The sequence below is a fragment of the Bradyrhizobium jicamae genome (genome assembly GCF_001440395.1).
Lineage (GTDB): Bacteria > Pseudomonadota > Alphaproteobacteria > Rhizobiales > Xanthobacteraceae > Bradyrhizobium > Bradyrhizobium jicamae.
In genome coordinates, this window is the sequence record NZ_LLXZ01000080.1 from 69821 (window position 1) to 94744 (window position 24924).

Annotated in this window: 19 protein-coding genes, 1 tRNA gene and 1 pseudogene; 8 read left to right on the plus strand and 13 right to left on the minus strand. The window is 63.9% G+C overall.

Annotated features, from left to right (window positions below; genetic code table 11):
- Window positions 1-152 precede the first annotated feature (152 nt).
- Window positions 153-903: pseudogene (locus CQ12_RS12840) on the plus strand (CorA family divalent cation transporter).
- A 107-nt stretch (window positions 904-1010) separates the two neighbouring features.
- The gene (locus CQ12_RS12845) at window positions 1011-2183 is read left to right on the plus strand and encodes a LysM peptidoglycan-binding domain-containing protein (RefSeq protein ID WP_063799731.1); all 1173 of its coding nucleotides are present in this window, start codon (window positions 1011-1013) and stop codon (window positions 2181-2183) included.
- A gap of 172 nt (window positions 2184-2355) precedes the next feature.
- Here the strand turns inward: CQ12_RS12845 and fdhF are convergent, their stop codons facing one another.
- The 8 genes from fdhF to mobB all read right to left on the minus strand — a co-directional run bounded on the left by fdhF (window position 2356) and on the right by mobB (window position 14754).
- Complete coding sequence (gene fdhF / locus CQ12_RS12850) at window positions 2356-5121, minus strand: formate dehydrogenase subunit alpha (protein ID WP_057835671.1); 2766 nt, start codon at window positions 5119-5121, stop codon at window positions 2356-2358.
- Window positions 5118-6830 (minus strand): NADH-ubiquinone oxidoreductase-F iron-sulfur binding region domain-containing protein, encoded by a 1713-nt coding sequence (locus CQ12_RS12855; RefSeq protein WP_057835672.1) that lies wholly within the window; start codon window positions 6828-6830, stop codon window positions 5118-5120. Before CQ12_RS12855 ends, fdhF begins: the two co-directional genes overlap by 4 nt.
- A gap of 290 nt (window positions 6831-7120) precedes the next feature.
- Entirely contained in the window at window positions 7121-8773 is a 1653-nt protein-coding gene (locus CQ12_RS12860; protein ID WP_057835673.1) for an OFA family MFS transporter, read from the minus strand.
- 363 nt (window positions 8774-9136) lie between these two features.
- Entirely contained in the window at window positions 9137-11161 is a 2025-nt protein-coding gene (locus CQ12_RS12865) for a sensor histidine kinase (RefSeq protein ID WP_057835674.1), read from the minus strand.
- Window positions 11154-12584, minus strand: coding sequence for a sigma-54-dependent transcriptional regulator (locus tag CQ12_RS12870; protein WP_057835675.1), 1431 nt, complete (start codon window positions 12582-12584; stop codon window positions 11154-11156). The genes CQ12_RS12865 and CQ12_RS12870 overlap by 8 nt, the downstream gene beginning before the upstream one ends.
- 84 nt (window positions 12585-12668) lie before the next feature.
- On the minus strand, window positions 12669-12920 hold the full coding sequence (locus CQ12_RS12875) for a sulfurtransferase TusA family protein (protein WP_057835676.1): 252 nt from the start codon (window positions 12918-12920) through the stop codon (window positions 12669-12671).
- Between the two features lie 41 nt (window positions 12921-12961).
- Window positions 12962-14218, minus strand: coding sequence for a molybdopterin molybdotransferase MoeA (locus tag CQ12_RS12880; protein WP_057835677.1), 1257 nt, complete (start codon window positions 14216-14218; stop codon window positions 12962-12964).
- Between the two features lie 8 nt (window positions 14219-14226).
- The gene (mobB, locus tag CQ12_RS12885; RefSeq protein ID WP_057835678.1) at window positions 14227-14754 is read right to left on the minus strand and encodes a molybdopterin-guanine dinucleotide biosynthesis protein B; all 528 of its coding nucleotides are present in this window, start codon (window positions 14752-14754) and stop codon (window positions 14227-14229) included.
- 181 nt (window positions 14755-14935) lie between these two features.
- Here mobB and CQ12_RS12890 point away from each other — a divergent pair, with 181 nt between their 5' ends.
- Both CQ12_RS12890 and mobA read left to right on the plus strand, forming a co-directional pair.
- The gene (locus CQ12_RS12890) at window positions 14936-15823 is read left to right on the plus strand and encodes a formate dehydrogenase accessory sulfurtransferase FdhD (RefSeq protein ID WP_057835679.1); all 888 of its coding nucleotides are present in this window, start codon (window positions 14936-14938) and stop codon (window positions 15821-15823) included.
- The gene (gene mobA, locus CQ12_RS12895) at window positions 15816-16442 is read left to right on the plus strand and encodes a molybdenum cofactor guanylyltransferase MobA (RefSeq protein WP_057835680.1); all 627 of its coding nucleotides are present in this window, start codon (window positions 15816-15818) and stop codon (window positions 16440-16442) included. The genes CQ12_RS12890 and mobA overlap by 8 nt, the downstream gene beginning before the upstream one ends.
- Before the next feature lie 23 nt (window positions 16443-16465).
- Here the strand turns inward: mobA and CQ12_RS12900 are convergent, their stop codons facing one another.
- Window positions 16466-16741 carry a hypothetical protein gene (locus CQ12_RS12900; protein WP_245309879.1) on the minus strand — a complete coding sequence of 92 codons (276 nt, stop codon included), beginning with the start codon at window positions 16739-16741 and terminating at the stop codon, window positions 16466-16468.
- Between the two features lie 201 nt (window positions 16742-16942).
- On the opposite strand from CQ12_RS12900, the gene CQ12_RS12905 reads away from it, so the two are divergent.
- Window positions 16943-17170 (plus strand): hypothetical protein, encoded by a 228-nt coding sequence (locus tag CQ12_RS12905; protein WP_057835681.1) that lies wholly within the window; start codon window positions 16943-16945, stop codon window positions 17168-17170.
- A gap of 113 nt (window positions 17171-17283) precedes the next feature.
- Window positions 17284-17964, plus strand: a complete 681-nt coding sequence (locus CQ12_RS12910; protein WP_057835682.1) for a hypothetical protein — start codon at window positions 17284-17286, stop codon at window positions 17962-17964.
- Between the two features lie 8 nt (window positions 17965-17972).
- On the opposite strand, the gene CQ12_RS12915 is transcribed toward CQ12_RS12910, so the two are convergent.
- The 3 genes from CQ12_RS12915 to CQ12_RS12925 are packed head-to-tail and all read right to left on the minus strand — an operon-like array spanning window position 17973 to window position 22234.
- On the minus strand, window positions 17973-19103 hold the full coding sequence (locus tag CQ12_RS12915) for an FAD-dependent monooxygenase (RefSeq protein WP_057835683.1): 1131 nt from the start codon (window positions 19101-19103) through the stop codon (window positions 17973-17975).
- Between the two features lie 55 nt (window positions 19104-19158).
- The gene (locus CQ12_RS12920; RefSeq protein ID WP_157088177.1) at window positions 19159-21120 is read right to left on the minus strand and encodes a molybdopterin biosynthesis protein; all 1962 of its coding nucleotides are present in this window, start codon (window positions 21118-21120) and stop codon (window positions 19159-19161) included.
- A gap of 1 nt (window position 21121) precedes the next feature.
- Window positions 21122-22234 carry a molybdopterin-binding protein gene (locus CQ12_RS12925; protein ID WP_057835684.1) on the minus strand — a complete coding sequence of 371 codons (1113 nt, stop codon included), beginning with the start codon at window positions 22232-22234 and terminating at the stop codon, window positions 21122-21124.
- Window positions 22235-22413: 179 nt separating this feature from the next.
- Between CQ12_RS12925 and CQ12_RS12930 the strand changes: the two genes are divergently transcribed.
- A complete protein-coding gene (locus tag CQ12_RS12930; RefSeq protein WP_057835685.1) occupies window positions 22414-23625 on the plus strand; it encodes an ABC transporter substrate-binding protein in 1212 nt (403 codons plus the stop codon).
- Between the two features lie 66 nt (window positions 23626-23691).
- Here CQ12_RS12930 and CQ12_RS12935 read toward each other — a convergent pair whose 3' ends face one another.
- Entirely contained in the window at window positions 23692-24657 is a 966-nt protein-coding gene (locus CQ12_RS12935; protein ID WP_057835686.1) for a TAXI family TRAP transporter solute-binding subunit, read from the minus strand.
- 170 nt (window positions 24658-24827) lie between these two features.
- Between CQ12_RS12935 and CQ12_RS12940 the strand changes: the two genes are divergently transcribed.
- Window positions 24828-24903 (plus strand) — tRNA-Ile (locus tag CQ12_RS12940).
- Window positions 24904-24924 lie beyond the last annotated feature (21 nt).

Consider the following 24924-nt stretch of genomic DNA (forward strand, 5'->3'; position numbering starts at 1 on the left):
GTACTGCGTATGCGGCGGAAAGTGCGGCCGACGGAGAAACCGCTAGCCGGACCATGCCACCGGTCATGATGCGAATACAAAAGAGTCATGTTCCGTACTCCCGATATGGCGCGAGGTGCGCGCCGGATGATCGAACATGCGAAGACGCGCATATGATTTCGAGAGGCGCGGCGGTCCTTTCACATAGGTACGGCATAAAGATCGTCGGGGTTCACCAGCATGTTCGATTTGCACAGACCGAGCCGATTACCTCCGACGGCGTGGTCGCGGCCGGCGTCTATGTCGAGGGACGGCGCGTCGCCAATATCGCCATCGATGAAGCCTCGAGCTGGCGCAGCAAAACCCGACCACGTGGTCTGGATCGGCCTGCACGAGCCTGACATGACGGTACTCAGCCGTGTGCAGCGGCAGTTCGAGTTACATGACCTTGCGATCGAGGACGCCGACCATGCGCATCAGCGGGCGCAGATCGAGCGGCTGTACATGCTGTGTCGCGACCTGTTGCGTCTGCGCAATGCGGTCGGCCCGCTGGTCGAGGTCTGCCGCCGGCTCGAGCACGACAATCTGCCGATGGTGCGGCCGGCGATGCGGCCGCTGTTCCGCGACGTCACCGACCATGTCCGCACCGTGCAGGAGCGAATCGATTCGCTTCGCGAGGTGCTGGCCTTTGCCTTCGAGGCGAGCCTGCTGGTCGGCCAGGCGCAGGAAACCGCGGTGTCCAAGAAGCTGGCGTCATGGCTGGCCATCATCGCGGTCCCGACCGCGATCCCGGGCATCTACGGCGTGAATTTCAAACATATGCCGGAACTGGAGTGGGAATACGGCTATTTCGGCGTGATTGGCACGATCCTGCTCGTATGCGTAGAATTGTTCTGGCGCTTCCGCCGCGCCGGCTGGTTGTAGGCTGGCCTGCCGAAAGCCGTGTTTTTGCGGGTGCAAACGGGTACCCACCCTGCTCAATACGGTATAGAATACCGGTGAGCCAACGATCCGGCAGACGGACGATTACCATGACTGCCATATCGGCGCCCCGAACCATCATCTCCATCATTGCCCTTGTTGCGGCCTGTGGCGTGGCAGTTGCCGCCACCATCTTCTACGTCGGCCGCGAGGCGCCGGCTGATACCACCGCCGCAACAACTGCGCCGGCGATCTCGGCGCCCGCATCGGACGGGCGTGAGCCGAGTCCAACCCCGCTGGCAACGGCGAAGGCGGAGGCCAACGCCGTGGTGGATGCGCTGATCGGACCGCCACCAGCGCCGGAGAACAGCGACGGCGTGCCGACGTTCGACGTTGCCCGCATCGAGCCGTCGGGCGAAGCCGTTATCGCGGGTCGGGCGACGCCCGGCGCAACGGTGGAGCTGTTGCGCAACGGCGAAGTGCATGATCGCGCGGTCGCGGATCCATCCGGGCAGTTCGTCATGATCCCGCCTCGGCTTCCGTCAGGCACGTACGACCTGACGCTGCGCGCCAAACAGGCGGACGGCAAGCTGATGATATCCAAGCAGCGCGTGACGACGGCGCTGGAGCCGAAATCGACCGAACGGCCGATGGTGGCGCTGGTGACGCCGGACAAGCCCACGGTCGTGCTGTCGCAGCCGGCCGGGTCAAAGCCGGCGGCAGGCGCCGTGGTTGTGGAGGCCGTCGAGATCGAGCCGGGCGGCAAGTTCCATGTAAGCGGCCAGGCGCGCCCCGGCGCGGGCTTGCGGCTTTATCTCAACGACAGCTTCGTCACCTCGGTGACGGCCGGCGCGGATGGACGTTTTGCGGTCACGATCAATGAAGGGGTCGCGCCGGGCGATTACCGTGTCAGGCTGGACGAAGCGTCGAGCTCCGGCTCGGTGCGCGCACGCGCCGAAGTGCCGTTCAACGTTCCCGACACCGCGGTGACCGCATCCGTGTCAGGGCAGTCCAAGCGCGCGGACTCGAGCGCATCACAACAGCCGCAGCTTGCGGCTGCAGGCGGTGTCGTTCTGCCTGACGGCAGCTCGCCGTCCTCGACCGTGGTCGTGCCGAAGATCACGACCACCACAGTCTCCCGCGGCGACAGCCTCTGGCGCCTCAGCCAGCTCTCCTACGGCGCGGGCACGCGCTATTCGGTGATCTACAAGGCGAACCGGGAACAGATCCGCAATCCCAACCTGATCTATCCCGGCCAGATCTTTGTGCTTCCCGCGCAGTGATGCGCGGTCACTGGGTCCCGAATAGCGCTTCGGGTATCCAGACTGCACGACTTCCCCTCATTGCGAGCTCCCGTCATTGCGAGCGAAGCAATCCATCCCTCCACGCATGAGGAGAGATGGATTGCTTCGTCGCTACGCTCCTCGCAATGACGGAGAATTCTGAAAGACCGCCCTACTCGGCCGCCGACTGCAGCGCGACCTTTTCCGCGCGCACGGCGCAGAACTTGAATTCGGGAATCTTGCCGAACGGATCGAGCGCGGGGTTGGTCAGCAGGTTCGCCGCCGCCTCCGCGTAGCAGAACGGCATGAACACCATGTTCTCCGGAACGTCGTGGTCGGAGCGCACCTTGACCTCGACGGCGCCGCGGCGGGTCTCCAGGCGGATGAAATCGCCGGGCCAGACGCTGAGCTTGCGCATGTCCTTGGGCGACATGAACGCCACCGCCTCCGGCTCGATCTGGTCGAGCACCTGCGCACGCCGCGTCATCGAGCCAGTGTGCCAGTGCTCAAGCACGCGCCCCGTGGACAGCACCATCGGATATTCGGCGTCGGGCAGCTCATCCGGCGGGATCACTTTGGCGGGCACGATCTTGCCGCGGCCGCTCGCGGTCGGGAAGCCGGTCGTGAAGATGATCTCATTGCCGGGCTTGCTCGGATCATCCGCCGGATAGGTGACGGCTCCTTCGCGCACCAACCGTTCCCAGCTAATGTTCTTGAGCGAGGGCATCAGCTGCGCCATCTCGGTGTAGACGTCGCCGGGACCCGAATAATTCCACGGCAGCCCCATGCGCTTGCCGATCTCCTGGATGATCCAGAGATCCTGCCGCGCGTCACCCGGCGGCTTGATCACCTGCCGCGCGAGCTGCACGCGGCGATCGGTGTTGGTGAACGAACCGTCCTTTTCCGCGAACGCAGAGGCCGGCAGGATGACGTCGGCGTGGAACGCGGTCTCGGTAACAAAGAGATCTTGCACCACGAGATGATCGAGCATAGCGAGCGCATGGCGCGCATGCTGGAGATCGGGGTCGGACATCGCGGGGTTCTCGCCCTCGATGTACATGCCCTTGATCTCGCCGGCGTGAATCGCATTCATGATCTCGACCACGGTGAGGCCGCGGACGGGATCGAGGTCCTGGTCCCACAACTTCTCGAAGTTGCCGCGCATGTCGTCGCGGCCGACGGGCTGGTAGTCGGGCAGGAACATCGGGATCAGGCCGGCGTCGGAGGCGCCCTGCACGTTGTTCTGACCGCGGAGCGGATGCAACCCAGTGCCGGGGCGGCCGACCTGACCGGTGATCAGGGCAAGCGCAATCAGGCAGCGCGCGTTATCGGTACCGTGGACATGCTGGCTGATGCCCATGCCCCAGAAGATGATCGAGGACTTTGCGCGGGCATAGGTTCTAGCGACCTCGCGGAGGGTCTCGGCATCGATGCCGCAGATCGGCGCCATCTTCTCCGGCGTGAACTCCTTGATCTTCTCCTCGAGGTCCTGGAATCCCTCGGTGTAACCCGCAATGTACTGGTCGTCGGTCAGGCCTTCGGTAATGATCGTGTTGATCATCGCATTGAGCATGGCGACGTCGGAGCCCGGCTTGAACTGCAAATGCTTCGTCGCGTGACGCGACAGCGTCTGCCTGCGCGGATCCAGCACGAAGAGTTTCGCGCCCTTTTTCGCCGCGTTCTTGATGTAGGTCGCAGCGACCGGATGGTTCACCGTCGGGTTGGCACCGATCACAATGATGACCTCGGCGTCCATTGCGGCTGCGAACGGCGCCGACACCGCGCCCGAACTCAGACCTTCGAACAGCGCCGCCACCGAGGAGGCGTGGCACAGCCGGGTGCAATGGTCGACGTTGTTCGAGCCGAAGCCGGTGCGCACCAGCTTCTGGAACAGGTATGCCTCTTCGTTCGAGCCCTTGGCGGAGCCGAAGCCGGCGAGCGCTTTCACGCCCTTCTCGTCGCGAATCTTGACGAGGCCTTTCGCTGCAATATCCAGCGCCTCTTCCCACGACGCTTCGCGGAAATGCGTGAACGGATTGGCCGGATCGACCTGGTCGTTGGCGTCCTTCTTCGCGTTCGGCAGCCGCACCAGCGGCTTGGTCAGGCGATGCGGATGGTGGATGTAGTCAAAGCCGAAGCGGCCCTTGACGCAGAGCCGGTTGTGGTTGGCGGGACCGTCGCGGCCCTCGGCATAGATGACCTTCTCGTCCTTGACCTGATAGGTGACCTGGCAGCCGACGCCGCAGAACGGGCACAGCGAATCCACCTTCTTGTCGGCATAGGTGACGCGGGTCTGCTTCTCGTCCAGCATGACCGACGGCATCAGCGCACCGGTCGGGCAGGCCTGCACGCACTCGCCGCAGGCGACGCAGGTGGACTCACCCATGGGATCGTCGAAGTCGAACACGATCTTGGCGTCGGCATTGCGATAGGCCATGCCGATGACGTCGTTGACCTGCACTTCGCGGCAGGCGCGCACGCAGAGACCGCACTGGATGCAGGCGTCGAGATTGACGCTCATCGCGGGATGGCTGGTGTCGCTCTGCCACCGCTCGGCGGCGGGGAAGCGGCTCTCGGTGACCTCGACCTTTTCGGCCCAGTGCCAGAATTTCGAATCGGGGTCGTGCGAGGTCTCGCGCGCCGGCTGGTCGGCGACCAGCAATTCCATCACCATCTTCTGCGCAGCAACCGCACGCGCGCTCTCGGTCTTCACCTTCATGCCGACGCTTGGCGTGCGCTTGCAGGACGCCGCCAGCACCCGCTCGCCCTCGATCTCGACCATGCAGGCGCGGCAGTTTCCGTCGGGCCGGTAGTCAGGCTCCGGCGAATAGCAGAGATGCGGGATTTCCTTCTGGTGGCGTTTCGCCACTTGCCAGATGGTCTCGCCCGCGTTGGCCTCGACCTGCTTGCCGTCGAGTTCGAATTGAATCTTCGTCATTCCGCGGCCTCTTTCGGCACGAATTCTTCCGGAAAATATTTAATCACTGAGGTCAGCGGATTCGAGGCCGCCTGCCCTAACCCGCAGATCGAGGCATCGCGCATAGCCTGGCTCAACTGGTCGAGCAGTTCGCGATCCCAGACCGGACGCTGCATCAACTGCGCCGCCTTCTGGGTCCCGACCCGGCACGGCGTGCACTGGCCGCAGCTCTCATCCTCGAAGAATTTCATCAGGTTCAGCGCCGCGTCCTTCACGCTGTCCTGCTCGGACATGATGATCACGGCGGCGGAACCGATGAAGCAGCCGTATTTTTCCAGCGTGCCGAAATCGAGCGGGATGTTGTCCATCGACGCCGGCAGGATGCCGCCCGACGCGCCGCCCGGCAGATAGGCGTGGAACGTGTGGCCATCAGCCATGCCGCCGCAGAATTCGTCGATCAGTTCACGCACCGTCAGGCCGGCAGGCGCAAGCTTCACGCCCGGATTCTTGACGCGGCCGGAAACCGAATAGCTGCGAAGCCCGTGGCGGCCGTTGCGACCGAACGAGTTCCACCAGGACGGCCCCTTCTCGACGATGTCACGCACCCAGAACAACGTCTCGATATTGTTGATCAGCGTCGGCAGGCCGAACAGCCCGACCTGGAACGGGTATGGCGGCTTGTGTCGCGGCAGGCCGCGCTTGCCTTCGATGCTTTCCAGCAGCGAGGATTCCTCGCCGCAGATATAGGCGCCGGCGCCACGACGGACGTGGATCGTAGGGCCGCCGGGCGGCAGCTTGGCGAGTTCGAGGGGAAGCACCTTGAGCGCCGCCGGGTATTCGTCGCGCAGATAGATATAGACATCGGTCGCATCGACGATGTGAGCGCCGATCAGCGTACCCTCGATGAAGCGATGCACGTCGCGCAACAGATAGAAGCGATCCTTGAAGGTACCGGGCTCACCCTCGTCGCCATTCACCGCCATCAGCCGCGGTCCGGGCTCGCCGAGTACCGCGCGCCACTTGCGCCCCGTCGGAAAGCCGGCGCCGCCGAGGCCGCGCAGGCTGGAATCGTCGAGCGCTTTCAGAATGTCTTCCTTGCTGACGCGGCCGGCGCGCAGGTCGCCCAACAGCTTGTAGCCGCCGTCCTTCACATAGCTGTCGTAATCGACATAGGGCGGAATTTCGGGATGAACCTCGCCACGCGCCGCGGTTGCCAGCACTTCGGGCGCGGTCGCCTTGAAAACGTAGTGATGGCCGACCTCGGCCACCGGCGCCACGTCGCACAGTCCGACGCAGGGCGCCCGCACCACGCGCACCTCGGGTCCGGCGCCACGCTGCAATTCCTGCAGCAACTGCTCAGCACCCATCATGGCGCAGGTCAGCGAATCGCAGACGCGGATAGTCAGCGGCGCAATATCCGGCTCGCCCTCCTTCACCACGTCGAAATGCGCGTAGAAGGTCGCGGTCTCGAACACTTCCGCAAAGGATAACTTCATCTCGTCGGCCAGGGCTGCGAGATGCGCGGCCGAGATCTGGTGATACTTGTCCTGGATCAGGTGCAGATGCTCGATCAGGAGATCGCGCCGCCGCGGCCGGTCGCCGAGCAGAAGCTCGATCTCGTGCGCTGCGGTCGGGTCGACTTGGCGCCCCTTCGGCGTCGCCTTGGCCCGCTTCCGTCCCGCGCCCGGATGTTCGAACGAGCGGACCTGCTGCACGTCATGGACATTCATTGATAGCGTCTCGTTCTCTGGACCTGATTAGATCGACTCTAATCTCTGGCATGCCAGATGCCAAGCGAATTGTGATGTCTTGATAGGTATTTAGGGTCGCCGGCGGTGGCATCGAGCACCCTCGGCGATCCTCGCCGGTGTCACCTTCCTGACCGAGGAATGAGACCGCGAAATGTCCGCAAGATCAATAAAGCCATCGTATGCTGCGATCGCGAATACGTATCGATCGATGGCCGGACATCGGAAAGTCGCCGCGGGAACCAGGTTCGAGGCCCCGCGGCGTCTCATCATCAAAGGATCTTCACGGCGCTTTCGAGCGTCTTCCACACGCCCCAGGCCAGGGGAATGCCGACGAAGGCCCAGAACAAAGCGGCCTTGGCGTCGAGTCCACCAAAGCCGATGCCATAGGAGCCCGACGGCCCCGAAGCCCCGGCATTCGCCGTCGCCGCCTGCAGCTTGGCGACCTCGGCATCGCTCATGTGCCACTTCGCATCGACCGGCTTGATCAAATAGTTGCAGATCAGGCCTGCGATCAGCATGGCGCACAGGATGTACATCGTGGTGTTGTAGAGCTGGTCGCGCGGCACGCCGGCGGCCAACTGGAACTCGCGGATGTAGTTCACGACCACGGGGCCGATGATGCCTGCGGTCGACCACGCCGTCAGCAGCCGCCCATGGATCGCGCCCACGAACTGCGTGCCGAACATGTCAGCGAGATAGGCCGGCACGGTCGCAAAGCCGCCGCCATACATCGACAGGATGATGCCGAAGCCGAGCACGAACAAAAGCTTCGAGCCCATCGCGGCAAACGTCGGCGCCAGCGCGTAGAGCGCGATGCCGAGAATGAAGAACGTGTAATAGGTGTTCTTGCGGCCGATCTTGTCCGACAGCGAGGCCCAGAAGAAACGGCCGCCGATGTTGAACAGCGAGAGCAATCCGGCGAAGCCGGCGGCAATGCCCGCAATCGTCGCCTTCTGCGTCGCGTCGAGTTGGTTGAAGCCGACGTCGGGCAAGCCGATCAGCTTGCCGGCGAAGATTTCCTGCAGCATCGGCGAAGCCATGCCGATCACGCCGATGCCCGCCGATACGTTGAGGCAGAGCACCCACCAGATCAGCCAGAATTGCGGCGTCTTGTGTGCGTCCTTCAGATGAACATGGTTCTGCGAGATCATCGCATTGGCCTTTGCCGGCGGCGTCCAGCCCTCGGGCCGCCAGCCCGCCGGCGGAATGCGATAGCGGAAAGCGCCGATCATCATGAACACGAAATAGATCACGCCCATGGCGACGAAGGTTTCCCAGACGCCGACCGAGGTCGGGGTCTTGAAATAGTTCATCAGCAGATTGGCCAGCGGTGCGCCGATCATCGCGCCGCCGCCAAAGCCCATGATCGCCATGCCGGTCGCCATGCCGCGCCGGTCAGGGAACCATTTCACCAGCGTCGACACCGGCGAGATGTAGCCGAGGCCGAGACCGACGCCGCCGATCACGCCCGAGCCGAGCCACAGCAACCAGAGCTGATGCGTGTAGATGCCGATGGCGCCGAGGAAGAGCCCGCCGCACCAGCACATCGCCGAGACGAAGCCGGCCTTGCGCGGCCCGACGCGCTCGAGCCAGCCGCCCCACACCGCCGCCGCAATGCCGAGCAGCACGAAGAACAGCGTGTACATCCAGCCCATGCTGGCGACCTTCCAGTCGCAGGTGGTGGTGAAGAGTTCCTGCACCAGCGTCATGTCGGCGCAAGCTTTCGGCGCGCTCAGCCCGATCGCGCGCGATAGCGGCAGCCAGAACACGCTGAAGCCATAGGCCATGCCGATGCAGAGATGGATGCAGAGCGCGGCCGGCGGCACCAGCCAGCGGTTGAAGCCCGCTGTCGCGATCGTTCGCTCCTTGTCGAGGAGCCCGAGCGCACCTGATGGTGCAAGCGTGGCGTCGGCTGTACTCATAGAAAAAACCTCCGGGTTCGTGGCCTTACCGGCACGTCAGTTGGACAGTTGAGAGATGGATGAGGGACCAGCGAAGCGCCGACCGTGTGCGCATGGCCCGGTCGGAGCGGATCTGAAGACAAAATCGTTCGGAGTGCGGAACACGCGCGTCAGCAAAGCGACAAGCGACGGAACTTACTTGCACGCTTGCCCACCTATCGACCGAACACACGGTCACCGCGCCCCCTCCCCACTCAGACTTCTTGAGTCAGAAGACAGCAATCGACGTGCCAAATGGCGCGATACAGAAAATCAATCACTTAGCAGGATGGCTTTGGCATCCTCGGACAAAATGTCCTGATCGCCGCCGGACAAAATGTCCGATCAGCTCGCCTCCGGAAGCCACACGCGGAAGGTGCTCCCCGCATCAACCGCGCTTTCAACGGTAATCTGGCCGCGCTGGCGCTTCACCAGCGTCTGGCTGATCGACAGGCCGAGGCCGGTGCCTTCGCGGCGCTTGGACGTGAAGAAGGGATCGAACACCTTCTCCACGATTTCAGCGCTCATGCCGATGCCGGTGTCGCCCACTTCGATTGCAATGCCAGGGTTCCCATCGCGATCGGCGTCGAAGGAGCGGAGCGTCAGCGTGCCGCCGTCCGGCATGGCGTGAATGGCGTTGACGATCAGGTTGATCACGACCTGCTGCAGTTCGGTACGATTCATCAGGACCAGACGGCTCGCCCGATCTTCCCGTACGACATTGATTTCGGTCTTGTTCAGCAGATGCTGGACCAGCGGCAAGCAATCCAGCACGACGCTTCCCGGCGCATGGCGCTCGATATAGCCGGCATATTCCTCCGGCCGGGCGAACTGGAGAAGTTTCATGACGATCTGGCTGATGCGGTGGATCTGCTCATCCAGCAGCCGGAACTCAACCTTCGCCTTGTCGGCCTCGTCACCGATCACGCTGCGGATGACGTCGAGATTGCCCTGCATCACCGCGATAGGATTATTGATCTCATGCGCCACGCCCGCGGTGATCTCGCCGATGGCAGCGAGCTTTTCGGACATGATGAGCTGCTTGGTGGTCGCCTCCAGCTTCAGATTGGCGTGTTCTAGATCGCGGGTTCGGTCGCGCACCCGCGTGTTCAACTCCTCGTTCCACTCGCGCAACTGGCGATCGCGCTCCTGAAGCTGGTCGAGCAGCGTATCCAGATGAACCGCCACGCGGCCGATCTCATCGCCCGACGCCGGCAGTTTAGTGCGGGCGGAGAGATTGCCGCTCTCCACTTCGCCGATCGTCGCGGTGACGCGTTCGAGCGGCATGAAGATCGATTGCGCCCAGCGCAGGAAGATCGGCACGGTTGCTGCGGTGATCACGATGAAGGCGAGCGCGATGATCAGCACCGTCTCGAACTTCGCGTCGTTGAACGGCTTCTGCAGGAAACCGACATAGAGCATGCCGACGCGCTTGCCATAGGTGTCGACCAGCGGCTCATAGGCCGAGATGTACCAGTCGTTGACGACGAAGGCAGAGTCCAGCCAGGTACGTCCCTCTCCCAACACCGCCGAGCGGACCGCCGCCGACACCCGCGTTCCCAACGCACGCCGTCCCTCGAACAGGCGGACATTGGTCGATATCCGCACGTCGTCGAGAAACAGTGTCGCCGTGCCCTGGCTGCCCTCGGGAAGACTCGCCTCGCGATAGACGAGGTCGTTGATCGTATCGATGAATTCGAGATTCTGGTTCAGCAGGATTCCGCCGACCAGCGCGGCCGGCCCTCCGCCGGGCGCGGTTGCGCGGGCTGCAGCATGCACCACCATGCCGCTGGTTTCCGTACTGCGATCGGTCGGTACTGCGTTCGGCGTCGGCACCAGATCGAGACGCGCGCGCTCGGCGAGAACAGGCGAGATCGCCGCGAGTTCGTCGTTGGTAAAGATGTCGATGCCCGTCGACGTGGCCTCGCCCGACAGTGCCGACCTGATGATCGGCCAGTCGGCCCTCGGCGCGCCCTTGAGCTGGATTGACGAGGCGACAACCTTTCCACCGGCGTCTACCAGATAGAGAAAGTCGAGGCCGATCTCCTTGCGGGACTGCTCGAGCAACTCCACCACGGCGGCTAGGGTTTCACGCTCTTCCACCTCGCGGAAGCGGAACGAGAGACTGAGCCCGCGGATCTGCACGCCGGTCTTTTCCAGAATGCGAGCCAGATATTGGTGAGCGATGGTGAGGTCGCCATTCACCTTCGAAATCAGCGTGGCGTCGAAGCGCGCGTTCCAGCGATAGATGGCAACGCCGAGCAGAAGCGGCAGGATGACCAGCATCGGCAGCAGCGCGATGGCAAGCAGCCGGAAGCGGACGGATTGCCCGCGCACCGGCGCGTCGATGCTGCCTGCCCGGTCAGCCATTCCATAACGCAAGTTTGCGATCGATGGTCTTGCGCGAGATACCGAGCCGCCGCGCGGCTTCCTCGCGGTTGCCGCCGGTCTCCTTCAGCACGGAAAGAATGTGCCGGCGCTCCAGATCCGCAAGACTGTCGGCGCTGGTAGCCTGCCCGTCATTGCGCTGCGGCCCGGCGAAATCGTCCGGGAACGCGCCGAGGATCAAGGTGCGCTCGATCAGGTTGCGCAACTCACGCACATTGCCCGGCCAATCGTAGCTCGCCAGTGCGACGCGCACCGAGCTGTCGATCGGAACCGGCGGCATGCCGAGCTGCATCGAGAGCTTGCTCATGAAGATGGTGGCGAGTTCCTGCACGTCGTCGCCGCGGTCCTTCAACAGTGGCAGATGGATCTGCATGACGTTGAGGCGGTAATAAAGATCGGCGCGGAAGCGTCCCCTCTCCACTTCCTTCTGCAGATCGGCATTGGTCGCAAAGATGAAGCGAAGGTCGACCGGCACTTCGCGCTCGGAGCCGACGGGACGGACGCGACGGTCTTCCAGCACGCGCAGCAGCTTGCTCTGCATCGGCAGCGGCAATTCGCCGATTTCATCCAGAAACAGCGTGCCGCCATGGGCATAGAGGAAAAGACCCTCGCGGCCGCTGTCCGCGCCGGTGAAGGCACCCTTGATGTGCCCGAACAGCTCACCCTCGATCATTTCAGGGGGAATCGCCGCGCAGTTGACCGGCACGAACGGCTTGTCGGCGCGATCGGATAGCGAATGAATCGAGCGCGCGGCCACTTCCTTGCCGGTGCCGGATTCGCCGGTGAGCAGGATCGATGTCGGCAGGCGGGCGACGCGAGCGATGGTTTCCCGCACGCTGCGGGTCGCCGGCGATTCCCCGATCAGGTTATCACGCAGAAAGGTGCGATCGGACGACGCGCGCAGCGCATAGCGCAGAACGTAGTTCTCGCGCTGCAGCCTGACACGGTCGAGGCAGCGGGCCACCGCGTTCAAGATCTGGTTCGAACGGAACGGCTTCAGCACGAAATCAACCGCGCCGGCGCGCAGCGCCTGGATCGCGGTGTCGAGATCGGCATAGGCCGTGATCAGGATGGCGTCGGCGAAAAAGCCGACGGCCCGCTGCTCCGCCAGCCAGTCGACGCCGTTCTTGCCCGGCATGATGTTATCGAGGATGACGACGTCGAACCGGCTCTTGTCGAGCTTGCGCGAGGCTTCGTCGGTATCGGCGGCCTCTTCCACGTGCTTGCAGCGCGGGCCCAGTGTGCGCACCAGAAAATTGCGCATCCCGGGCTCGTCGTCGACGATCAGGATCGAGGCCTGCGCCAGCGCGCTGAACTCGGGCCCGCCGGCCGATTTGCCTGATTTGGCCGCCGGTTCAGCCGCAGGAGATATCGCTGCGCTCGCCTTCGATGTCGGGAGATTCATGCCGGGAGTTGTAGGTCCGATTGTCGCACCCGGCAATCACGCGCCGTAGTGAAGTCGTCTAATTGACGCGGACGACTTTACCGCTCAGACATTCGCCTTTTCTATCGGCCCATTTGCTTTTTCTATCAGAAAAACGATGCGCTCCTGACTGCGCTCGGTGATTTCGACCTTGTCGCCGGTCTCGCGGATGAGGTTCGGGATATCGATCACCGATAGCGGATCGGTGCAGAGCACTTCCAGCCGGTCGCCGGGCGGCAGTGTCTTCAGCGCCTTGCGCGTCTTCAGCGCCGGCAGCGGACATTTCAGGCCGGCGAGATCGAGTTTTGTCGTCGTCATGCGCCGACCATGGCGAAGGGGAACCGCATCGTCAACGGACCTCAGTTGATCAGGCTTGCATAGGACAGGAACCCGACCGTCTGGCCGGGCGATACCTGCGTGACGTCCTCGCCGAGTTCGACCAGGCCATCGGTGTCTGCCAGCGACGACAAAAGCCCCGCGCCCTCGCGCGGAAACTTCACCGCTTCAAGCGCGCCATCCGAAGCCTTGCGTAGGCTGACGCGGACATATTCACGGCGCGAAATCTTCTTCTTGTAGCTGAAGCCAGCACGAACCGGCATCGGCAGCAGCGGCTCCGGCCGCGCACCCGATAGCGCCAGAATGGTCGGCCGCACCACGTGAACGAAGGTAACGAAACTCGCCACCGGATTGCCCGGCAATCCGATGAACGGAGTGCCGTCAATGATGCCCATCGCGACGGGCCGCCCCGGCTTGATCGCCATCCGCCACAGCACCAGCCGGCCGACGCTTTCGACGCTGGCCTTGACGTGATCCTCCTCGCCGGTCGAAACGCCCCCGGTGGTAAGGATCAGATCATGGCTGCCGGCGACCTCCTGCAGCGCACGGGCAAGCGAGGCGCGATCATCTCTGATGATGCCGAGATCGCTGACCTCGCAGCCGAGCCGCGACAACATCGCCATCAGCATGAAGCGATTGGAATCGAACAATTGCGCCGCGGCGCGCGCTTCGCCGGGCGAGGCGATCTCGTTGCCGGTAGAGAATACGGCGACGCGCAGGCGCCTGACGACATCGAGCTCCTTCAGGCCGAACGCCGCGGCAAGCGCGACGTCCTGCGGCCGCAGCCGCTGGCCGGCCTGCAGCGCCGCAAGACCTGAAGCGATATCCTCGCCGGCGGGACGCACATTGGCGCCGGGCTTAAGGCCCGCAGGGAGAACGACCTTGTCGCCGTCGAGACGGACGTCCTCCTGCATGAATACGGTGTCGGCGCCTTCGGGCATCGGCGCACCGGTGAAGATTCGCATCGCATGTCCGGGCTCGAGCGATGCGGATGCGGAACTGCCCGCCTGAACGCGACCGGTAACCGGAAATATTTGCTCTTCCCGCTGCGGCAGGTCGCGGCTCGAAACCGCATAACCATCGACGGCGGAATTGGTGAAGGGCGGCAGCGGCAGCGGCGCCAGAACTTCGTGCGCGAGAATCCGGCCGTCGGCGCGGGGAAGCGCAACCGTCTCGATGTCCACCACCGGCGTCACGCGCGCGGCAATGAGGCCGACGGCCTCATCGACCGACATCATCGGGCCGCCGAAGGCAAAGCAATCGTCGGACAATTGCGCCATGTGCCTGATCAGTCCTCGGCTTCGGATTTGGCCAGCACGTCTTCGAGCGAGATCGCGGACCGCAACATCATCGCCGCCACGGCCTCGATATCGTCGAGATGGGCAGTCGGAAGCCTGGTTTCAACCGCCGTATCGGTGGCGATGCCGACAATGCCGGGATCGTCGGGGAACAGCAGCGGTTTCTCATTCGCGGCGCGATAGACCTCGATCTTGCGATGCGGCTCGCGCTTGAAGCCCTCGACGACGACGAGATCGACCGCCGACATCTTCGCCAATAGTTCCGGCAGTCGCGGTTCATGCGCGCCGCGCAGTTCATGCATCAGGGCCCAGCGCCGACCGGACGACACCAGAACTTCGGCCGCGCCGGCCTCGCGGTGCCGCCAGGAATCCTTGCCGGGCACGTCGACATCGAAGGCGTGATGGGCGTGCTTGATCACGGAGACGCGCAGCCCCTGTTTTGAAAATTGCGGAATCGCCCGCGTCAGCAAGGTGGTCTTGCCGGCGCCGCTCCATCCCGCGAGGCCTATCACTTTCATTACGTTCTCCGGCGTCCCCCCACCGTCATTGCGAGGAGCGAAGCGACGAAGCAATCCAGGCTTCATTCGCGACACGATGGATTGCTTCGTTTCGCTCGCAATGACGGCTTGTGGCCGCATTGTTCATACCCGGAAATGCTTTATATCGGCTGGAAGCCCTTGTCATGCTAACCTGCGTCCTATGATGAAGATGGAAAAAGCCCCTGCCCCCCTGATCGTGCCGAATCCCGAGGATCCGCGGCTGACCGAGCGCGTGGCCGGGACCGACCAGACGGGGGCTGCGGTCGAAATCCGGGTGCCGGTGGAGCGGCCGCTGACGCTGTACCTGAACGCGCAGGAGATCGTCACCATGATGACGATCGGCGACTATCCGGAATATCTGGCGCTCGGCTACCTCCTGAACCAGAACATGCTGAAATACGACGACGTCGTCACCGAGGTCGAGTATCACGACGACCTCCAGGTGGTCGTGGTGCGCACCGAGCATCACACCAATTTCGAGGCCAAGCTGAAGAAGCGCACGCAGACCTCCGGCTGCGCGCAGGGCACCGCGTTCGGCGATCTCCTTGAAGCCGTGGAAAGCGTCGCGCTGCCGAAAGCGGAACTGCGCACCTCCTGGCTCTATGAGATGACGCGCACGATCAACACCATGCCCTCGCTCTATCTCGAAGCCGGCGCGATCCATGGCTGCGTGCTGTGCAAGGAGGGCACGCCGGTCTGCTACACCGAGGATGTCGGCCGCCACAACGCCGTCGACAAGATCGCAGGCTGGATCTATCGCCACGGCGTCGATCCCGCTGACAAGATCCTCTACACCACCGGCCGCCTCACCTCGGAAATGGTGATCAAGACGGTGCGGATGGGCATTCCCATTCTGGTCTCGCGCTCCGGCTTCACGGCCTGGGGTGTCGAACTGGCGCGGCAGGTCGGACTGACATTGGTTGGCCGCACGCGGGGAAAACGCTTCATCGCATTGTCGGGACAGGAGCGGATCGTGTTCGACCAGAACCTCGACTATGTCGAGGAAGAATCCGCGCGGCACAAGCGCAAGGGCGAAAGCGATGACTGACATTCCCGGCGTGCTGCTCGCCGGCGGCCTGGCGCGGCGGATGGGCGGCGGCGACAAGCCGATGCGCACAATCGGCGGCCGCACCATCCTCGATCGCGTCGTCACGCGGCTTTCACCGCAATGCGACGGATTGATCCTCAATGCCAACGGCGATCCCGCCCGCTTTGCTGCGTTTGGGCTACCTGTGATCGCCGACGGCGTCGCCGATTTCCCTGGCCCGCTCGCCGGCATCCTGGCGGCATTGGACTGGATGGCGGCGAACCGGCCTGAGGTGACGCTGGTGCTGAGCGCGGCGGCGGACTGTCCGTTCCTGCCGCGCGATCTGGCCTCCCGCCTGCATCAGGCGCTAATTGATGAAAATGCAGAGCTCGCGGTCGCCGCTTCCGGCGGCCAGTCGCATCCGGTCATCGGGCTATGGAGTGTCGCCTTGCGCGACGAGCTGCGCCATGCGCTTGTCGTCGAGGACATCAGGAAGATCGACCGCTGGACCGCGCGCTACAAGCTCGCCACGGTGACCTGGCCGACCGAGCCACTCGATCCCTTCTTCAATGCAAACACGGTGGATGACATCGCGGAAGCCGAACGGCTGGCGGCGCTGGACGCGGCCCCGAAGGCCTGAGAATCAGGATTGCGAAAGATCCGTCAGCGCGCCACCCAAATCACCGCGAATGTGATCAAGCCGCACAGGCCCCAGGCGGCGGCTAGTTTCGGCAACCGGCCGATGGCGACGAGGAGCCACACCGGCAGAAAGAATATTCCGAAGATCGCACTAAGCAGAAGAACAGCTATCAGATGAAAACCGCCGTCGCTGCCAGCGGGCGGGCAGAGCGCATGGAACGTATAGATCCAGAACACTGTGCCAACGGCGGCAACAAGGGTCGCGATCTTGCGGAAACTCAGGTGGTCGAACAGGGTCATCGGATCATCCGCGCGATCGACCGCATCGCCTGACGCCGCGTCGCATTCCTTTCGATCCGCTTGGTCGCGGACGGTACCCGTCAGGTTCACACAGTACGACCTGCGACGCCCCACGGTGGCGGGAGCGACGCCCCGCTGGACTGAACCCGATTACGGACGGTTGCGACTACCGTCCATGTCCCGCAGGCGCGAGGGTAGCCGATGAGCGCGATCGTATGGGGTCTTTTGGCCTTTTTCGTCAGGGCGATCGGTTTCGCCCTGGATATCATGCTGTTTGGTTCACGGCTGCGCGAGCTTGCCAGAGTGTGGACGGGCAGCGACAAGATGATCGAGGTGCCGGCGACGGTTAAAATCCTGACGCCAGCGGCGCAGCGCGCGCTGGCAGAGGCCGAACGGCGCAACCACTTCCTTTACCTGCCTCGCAAATAGCACCGGGCTCAATGTATTGACGAAATCGGTCGTGATTTCAGGTTTGGATTAAATACGATTTAATGTACTTGCCGACAAAGTAGCCGCGGCGCATTTAACGCGAGGCCGTGGCAATGTTCGGACGCAGGACAACTTTCGGCACGAACCAGCAAAGCTTTGCTGAATTCAAGGAGACGATGCGCCCGACGCCGGACGCAGATGGCGTCACCCGCGTCTTTCCCAAAGAGCTCTGGGACGATCCGAAGATCGGGAATTTTCTGCGCGAAGTCGGCTTCGCGCCGGATGATGCACGCAACATCCTGCCGACGGCACAGGACTATATCGCTCTCTTCGCCGCGGCCAAGAAGCGGCTTGACGAGCGCACCGAGGCCTTTAACCGCGACATGACTGCGCGCCACGGCTATTGCCGCGCCGTGCCCTTTCTGGTCATCGACCATACCATCTGGGACAGTGAACATGGCGCGTTTCTATATGCCCAGATGAACCTCGTCGGGTACGACGACTGGAACGTGCTCATGCTGGCCGCGGATGTCCGCACCAAGGAGGTCTGTGAACTGGCAGGCCATCCCGGCACGGTGCCGGCGATCACGGAAGTCATGACCAGGCGCGTGATCGAATGGAAGCAGCGCCACGATGCCGCGCTGGAAGCATTCGGAATTACCGCGACGGGCGGCCGCGGCATCACGCGCGAGCAATACGAGGCCGAACAGGACGCCTTGCGCCGGGAAATTGTCGACAATGTCGGCTGGATGAAGCCACGGATCATCAGCGAGTTGCTGCGCGTTCAGTCCTAAAGAGAAACTTACGCTGCCAGCGGCACCGTCCAGGCGTTGTAGCCATAGACCCAGTCGGTATCGGTCTTTCCGCTCAGCCAGGTATTGGCGCGCGAGGTCGATTGAATACGTTCCGTCCGCGCCTTGCGGGTCGCCTCGAAGCGGCGAAACGCTTTCGCAACACCGTCACGATCGACACCATCGAGACAGCGCGAGAGAACGGCCGCGTCCTCGATCGCCATCGCCGCGCCCTGCGCCATGTAGGGCGTCATCGGATGGCAGGCATCGCCAAGCAGCGTGACGTTGCGATCCGTCCATCGCTCCAGCGAATGGCGATCGACGATCGCCCATTTATGGACGTCGGGACACGCCGCCAGCACCTGTTCGACCTGGCGATGAAAGCCGACGAAGGCCTTCCGCAATTCGACGACATCGCCCTTCGCTGACCACGACTCGATCCGGAACTCCGGCTCCGGCTGGCTGGTGACGAGATAGATCTCGCTGCGGTCCGGCTTGACGTAATAGATGACGATATGCCGGTCCTCGCCCCACCATTTGGTGCAGTCGTCGATTTTTGCCCCGCCGAGCAGCGTGGCGGGATAGGTCGTGCGGTAGGCGATGCGCCCGGTAAAGCTGACCGGTGACGCGCCGAACAAAATGTCCCTCACCAGGGAATGAATGCCGTCGGCGCCGATCACGGCATCGGCCGTCACGGCTGCGCCATTGGCGAACGCTAGCTGCACACCCTCGCCGCTTTCCTCCAGTCCGATGAGTTTGTGATTGAGCTTGACGCATTCGTCGGGAACGGCGCTGGCGAGCGCCGCGTGAAGATCGCCGCGATGCGCCAGCAGATAGGGCGCGCCAAATTTCTGCTCGGCGCTCTCGCCGAAGATCATGTCGAACTTGACTTCGCCGGTGCGCCAGTCGCGATTGTTCCAGGAACGCGGGTAGAAGGATTGTGCGCGCAGCCGCGCTTCGAGCCCGAGCCCGCGCAGCACCTGCATGGCGTTGCAGCCGATCTGGATGCCTGCGCCGATCCGCGCGAATTGCGTGGCCTGTTCGTAGACGGTGACGTCGATGCCTACCCGCCGCAGCGCCGCGGCGGTCGCGAGCCCGCCCATGCCGGCGCCAACAATCGCAATCGATAGCGGTGTTGCCATTCTTCATCCTGCCCTGAGCCACTTCTGCTGGCGGCTCTTACACTCCGCGAGCGCGTCAGGCCGGCCGGAAGCCCGCCTGCTGCAGCGCCGCGCGGCCCGCTTCCGACGCCAGCGCATCGAGAAACGCCTGTACCGCCGGCCGCTGCTTGCGCGCCGTCACCAGCGCGAAGTCATAATGCTCTTCGGCAAACGGAATGAAACCCAGGTTTGACGCATGCGCGACCGGCGCAATGGTCATGCCCCAGTCGGCGCGGTGCTGCGCAACGGCTGCCGCCACGGCATTATGCGAGCGCGGCTGATTCCAGTAGCCGTCGGGCCGCGCGCCGCCGAGCAGACGATCGATCAGGATGCGCGTGCCGGCGCCCTGGTTGCGATTGACCATGATACAGGCGGAATCGGCGAGCGCAGCGTGCACCGCGTCCTTCGCGCTCAAGCCCTCAAAACGCCGGTCGCCCTTGCGGAACACGATACCCTGCATGCGGCGCCAGCCCGGCACTAGTTCGAGGCCCTCCGCGAGATAGGGCGTGTTGTAAGTCTCGGTCTTCTCGTCAAACAAATGGATCGGCGCGAAATCGCACTCGCCGCGTTTCGCCGCCGCGAGCCCGCCGAGGCTGCCGACGGCGATCGAGCGTACGACGAGCCCGGCATGCGCCAGCGGCGCGGTGACGAGGTCGAGCCCGGTGCAATGGCTGCCGACGATGACGAGATCCGGCACCCGCACATGCGGCGTGAACAGCGTGACCTCGGCCTCGCTGCCCGCCGGCATCTGATCGGCGAGTGCATCGATCTTCAGAAAACCGTCGGCTTGCGCGAATGAGGTGATGGCGCCGGAGCCCTTACCCGTAGGATACGCAATCAGCCCGTCCGCGCCCTCGACCAACGACACCATGACGAATTCGGTGCGGCCGAGTTCGGACGCGATCCGCACCGGCACGCGCGCATTGACCTTGGCGTCCGAACGCGGCGGCAGACCGGCCATTCGCCGCAGCACCGGCACGATCATGTCGTGGAAGGTGAACATCGCCGAGGTCGGAAAGCCCGGCAGGATGACCACCGGCTTGCCGTCGCATACCGCAAGACACAGCGGCTTGCCGGGCTTCAGCGCCACGCCATGGGCAATGATGCCGGGCTTGCCGAGCCGAGCGATGATACGGTGCGACACGTCGCCCGCGCCTTTCGAAGTGCCGCCCGACAGCACCAGCATGTCGCTGCTCGCGAGGGCCTCGCGCATCGCGGACTCAAGCTGCGCTTCATCGTCCGGGATCGCGCCGAAAAAACGAGCCTCGCCGCCGTTCTCCAAGATAGCAGCCGTCACGATCGCGCCGTTGGTGTCGTAGATCGCGGCTGGCCGCAGCGGCTGGCCGGGCTGCACCAGTTCGTCGCCGGTCGAGATGATGGCGACGCGTGGGGCTCGCGCGATGGTCACTTCCGCGATTCCGCAGGCCGCCAGCATGCCGATCTCGCGCGAGCCGATGACGGTGCCCGCGCGCAGCAGCGCCTCGCCGCGGGCGATATCGGAGCCGGCATAGGAAACGAATTGACCTGGGGAAGCGGCGCGGCGGATTTCGATCGCGCGATGTCCCGCCGGCTGCGTATGCTCGACCATGACGACGGCGTCGGCCCCGCGCGGCACCGGACCGCCGGTCGCAATCGGCGTGGCCGTTCCCGACAAGACCGGCCGCGTCGGCGCGGTGCCGCAGGCGATCACCTCGTCGTTCAGCATCACCCGCACCGGAGAAGCCTCACCGGCAGCCGCGAGATCGGCGGAGCGCACCGCAAAGCCATCGACATTGGAGCGATCGAACGGCGGCACGTCGATCGGTGCAGTAACGTCTTCGGCGAGCGCGCAGCCGAGCGCGGCGGCAAGCAGGCGTTTCTCTGCCGGCACGGGACGCGGGAACAAGGCGGCTTCGAAACGCACCAGCGCATCTTCACGCGACAGGATCGTCAGGAACTGGTCCTGCTCGTTAGTGTCGCGATCTCTCGGCGAGGGCGTGTTGGTCATGCCTGAACTCATATCATTCCCGCAACATATAGGCATCGACCGGGCTGCCGGCGGCAGATCCTTCCGAGCCGCCTGATACCACGAACCAGGCTTCGGCGCGGGCGATCGCATCCAGCGACAATTCGCCCACCGCAAGCGCGCTCCATATATTCTGCTTTCGCTCCAGCAGCACGATTTCGGCGATGCCGACGCTGGATGCAACCTTGCGCGCCAGCGGCAAATTGACCGTCTTGCGCGGACGGCGGCCTGAGAGGCGATCGAGCACGGGAAGCGCCAGCGTCCACCATGCCGCAAGGGCCTGATCCGGCGCGCCCGGCAGCACGATGACGGGCGTCTTGTTGAGGCGCCCAATAGCCGAGGTGCGGCCAGGCTGGAGCGCAATGCCGTGAGCAAGTACTTCGCCACGCGCACCCAATGCCGTCACTGCCGCGTCGGTACGGCCGACGCCGGAGCCGCCGACGATCAGGAGCAGATCGCATGCACCGTCATCCAGTGGCGCCGCAATCGATCCGGCATCACGGCCTCCGGCGGTGACGAACGTGGTTTCGGTGCCGATAGCTTGCGCGCTCTCGACGATCAGTTCTGCGGTCGCGCTGCCACCGGGAACATTGACGATGCGGAGCCGCGGACGGCGCACGTTCAAGCGCTCCAATCCGGCAGCGCGCGCCATCAGGAGATGGCGCGGCAACACGCGCCGCCCGGCCTCCACGACAAAACTGCCCGCGGCGATATCGCCACCGGCCCGGCGCACGCCCTGCCCCGGGATCGCCTCTGCCAACACCTGCGGCAGCGGGCCGGATACATCGACGGAATCGGAATCCAGCACGCAGTCGCAAGCCTCGGGGATCGCATCGCCGGCCTCGACCCAGATCGGCGGCGCCGACAACGGCAGCGGCGAATAGGAGGACGCACCGACGAGATCGCGCGCGGAAAAGGCGTAACCGTCCAAAGCCGCGACGTCGCGCGGCGGATGAGCCTGAAGCGGTGGCATCTCGGCGGCAATGCAACGCAGCGCCTCTATGAGCGTTAGCTCTGCCGGCGCGACGGGCTCCACGTCCTGCAACAGGGCGTCGAGCGCTCTATCGAGCGGCGTAAGGGTGGTCGGCAGGCGCTGGGGCGAGGTCATCGTTCGCCTATGCCCTGAATCGGGCCGGAAATAAACAGAACCGGATACCGCTCTCAGGCGACCCGCTCCATTTAGCCACGTTGACGCCGGCGCAAAATAGTTGCAAATGAGACCAATTGGCGGGCCAACCGCCTGAAGACACCAACGGCCAACGCGCCGCTTCCAGGGAGAAGACAGGGATGTTCGCCAGGAACCTATCCAGGCTTGCCGTGCTTGCGACCGCGATGCTGGCATCGACCGCCGCGCTCACGCAAATTTCCGACGATGTGGTCAAGATCGGCGTTCTCACCGACATGAATGGCCCCGCGGCGACGCCGACCGGCCAAGGTTCAGTCACCGCCGCGCAGATGGCGATCGATGATTTCGGTGGCAAGGTGCTGGGCAAACCGATCAGCATCATCGTCGGCGACCACCAGCTCAAGCCAGACATCGGCGGCGGCATCGCCCGGCGCTGGTACGATGTCGATCAGGTCGACCTGATCGTCGACGTGCCGGTATCGGCGGTGGGGCTGGCGGTGCAAGGCATCGCCAATGAGAAGAAGAAGCTGTTCATCACGCATTCGACCCTCACCGCGGACTTCCACGGCAAATTCTGCTCGCCCTACGCGATGCAGTGGGTGATCGACACCCGCTCGCTTGCGGCCGGCACCGCACAGGCGGTGGTGAAGCGCGGCGGCGACAGCTGGTTCTTCATCACCGACGACTATGCCTTTGGTCACTCGCTGGAACGCGACGCTTCGAGCGTCGTCACCGCCAATGGCGGCAAGGTACTGGGCTCGGTGCGGCCGCCACTTGCCACGCCTGATCTGTCATCCTTCGTGCTGCAGGCGCAAGCGTCCAAGGCCAAGATCATCGGCATCGCGGCCGGTCCACCGAACAACATGAACGAGATCAAGACCGCTGCGGAGTTCGGCGTGCTCAAGGGCGGCCAGCAGATGGCGGCCCTGCTCGCGCTGATCACCGACATTCATTCGCTTGGGTTGCCGGCAGCCCAGGGCCTGTTGCTGACGACGTCGTTCTACTGGGACATGGACGACAAGACCCGCGAATGGTCGAAGCGCTATTTCGCCAAGATGAACCGGATGCCGACGATGTGGCAGGCCGGCGTCTATTCCTCGGTGATGAGCTATCTCAATGCGATCAAGGAGACCGGCACCGATGAACCGCTGAAGGTCGCGGCAAAAATGCGCGAAAAACCGATCGAGGATTTCTTCTCCCGCAACGGCAGACTGCGCGAGGACAATCTGATGGTGCACGATCTCTGGCTGGTGCAGGTCAAGAAGCCCGAGGAATCGAAATATCCGTGGGACTATTATCAGATCCTCGCCAAGATCCCGGGCGACGAAGCGTTCGGCCCGCCGGATCCGGCGTGTGCGATGGCGAGGAAGTGAAGTAAGCAAATGGTGCGTGGCGAATAGCGAGTGGTTAGCGAGGTCACGCTACTCGCCATTCGCCCATCATTTCACCACCCCCGCCTCCCGAAAATACTTCATCACGCCGGGATGAATCAGCACCGCATTCGGCGCTGCCGCCACAGTATTCGACGCCGTGGTCTCACACGCCTGCGGCAGCTTCTTGCACAGCGCACCCTCCTGCCCATGCAGCGTGCGCGCCAATCGGTAAGCGACGTCATCCGGCAGGCTTTCGCGCGCCAGCACAAAGCTCCATGAGCCAATGGAATCGATCGCCGCAGGCTGATTCGGATAGCTGTTGGCGGGCACCGTCAACGGCTTGAGGAAGGTGTGCTTGGCGCGGACGCGCGCGATCTCGCCTGCGTCGGGCGCGATGAACCGCGCGCCGCCGGGCGCCTGCGCCATCGCGGCAAAGCCCGGCCAGCCGATACCCGCGCCCCACAGCGCGGCGGCGCGGCCGTCCTGCACCATGGCGGGACCGTCGCCGGCGCGATCGAGATAGATCGACTTGAAATCCTCGTCCTGCTTCAGCCCGATGCCATCGAGGATATAACGCGACAGGATCGGCAGGCCCGAGCCCCTGGCGCCGAACGCGACCGGCTGGCCGACAAGATCCTTGATGGTCTTGTAGGGACTGTCCGCCCGCACCACGAACATGCCGGGGCTGGAATACATCGCGGTCAGGATTTTCAGCTTTGTCGCCGGACGGCCGATGCCCATGAAGGCTTCGTAGGCGGGCTCTCCCGCAATCAGCGCGATATCGAGCTGATCGGATTCCAGGAGTGGAATGTTCTCGTTGGAGCCCTTGGTATTGCGCGGCTGGATCGAGAGCGCCGGATCGGCGGCATTCATGACTTCCGCAAAAGCATTGCCGTAGACAGGGAAGCCTCCGCCCGGCGTCGCGGTCCCGAGGCTGATATTGGTCCTGGCAATGGCCTTGTCTCCATCCTGCGCCATGGCAGCGCCGGCAAACAGGAGCAGGCCGGCCCAGGCGATCCCAGCAAGTTTCATTGTTGGCCTCAAGCGTTCCATGACGAATGATGCAACGGAGGTTGTAGGCAAGCACGCCGCCCGATGAAAGCCTGTTCTTGGCCCCCAACCCGCCATTGCCGTATCGCTGTCATGCCTGTAAACGATGGCGGCACCGTTGCCGGCCGCCTCCCCGCGGCCGCTCCGCGGCGGGGCCTGTAGCTCAATGGTTAGAGCCGGCCGCTCATAACGGTCTGGTTGCAGGTTCGAGTCCTGCCGGGCCCACCAGCGGATCAATGGCTCCCCGAG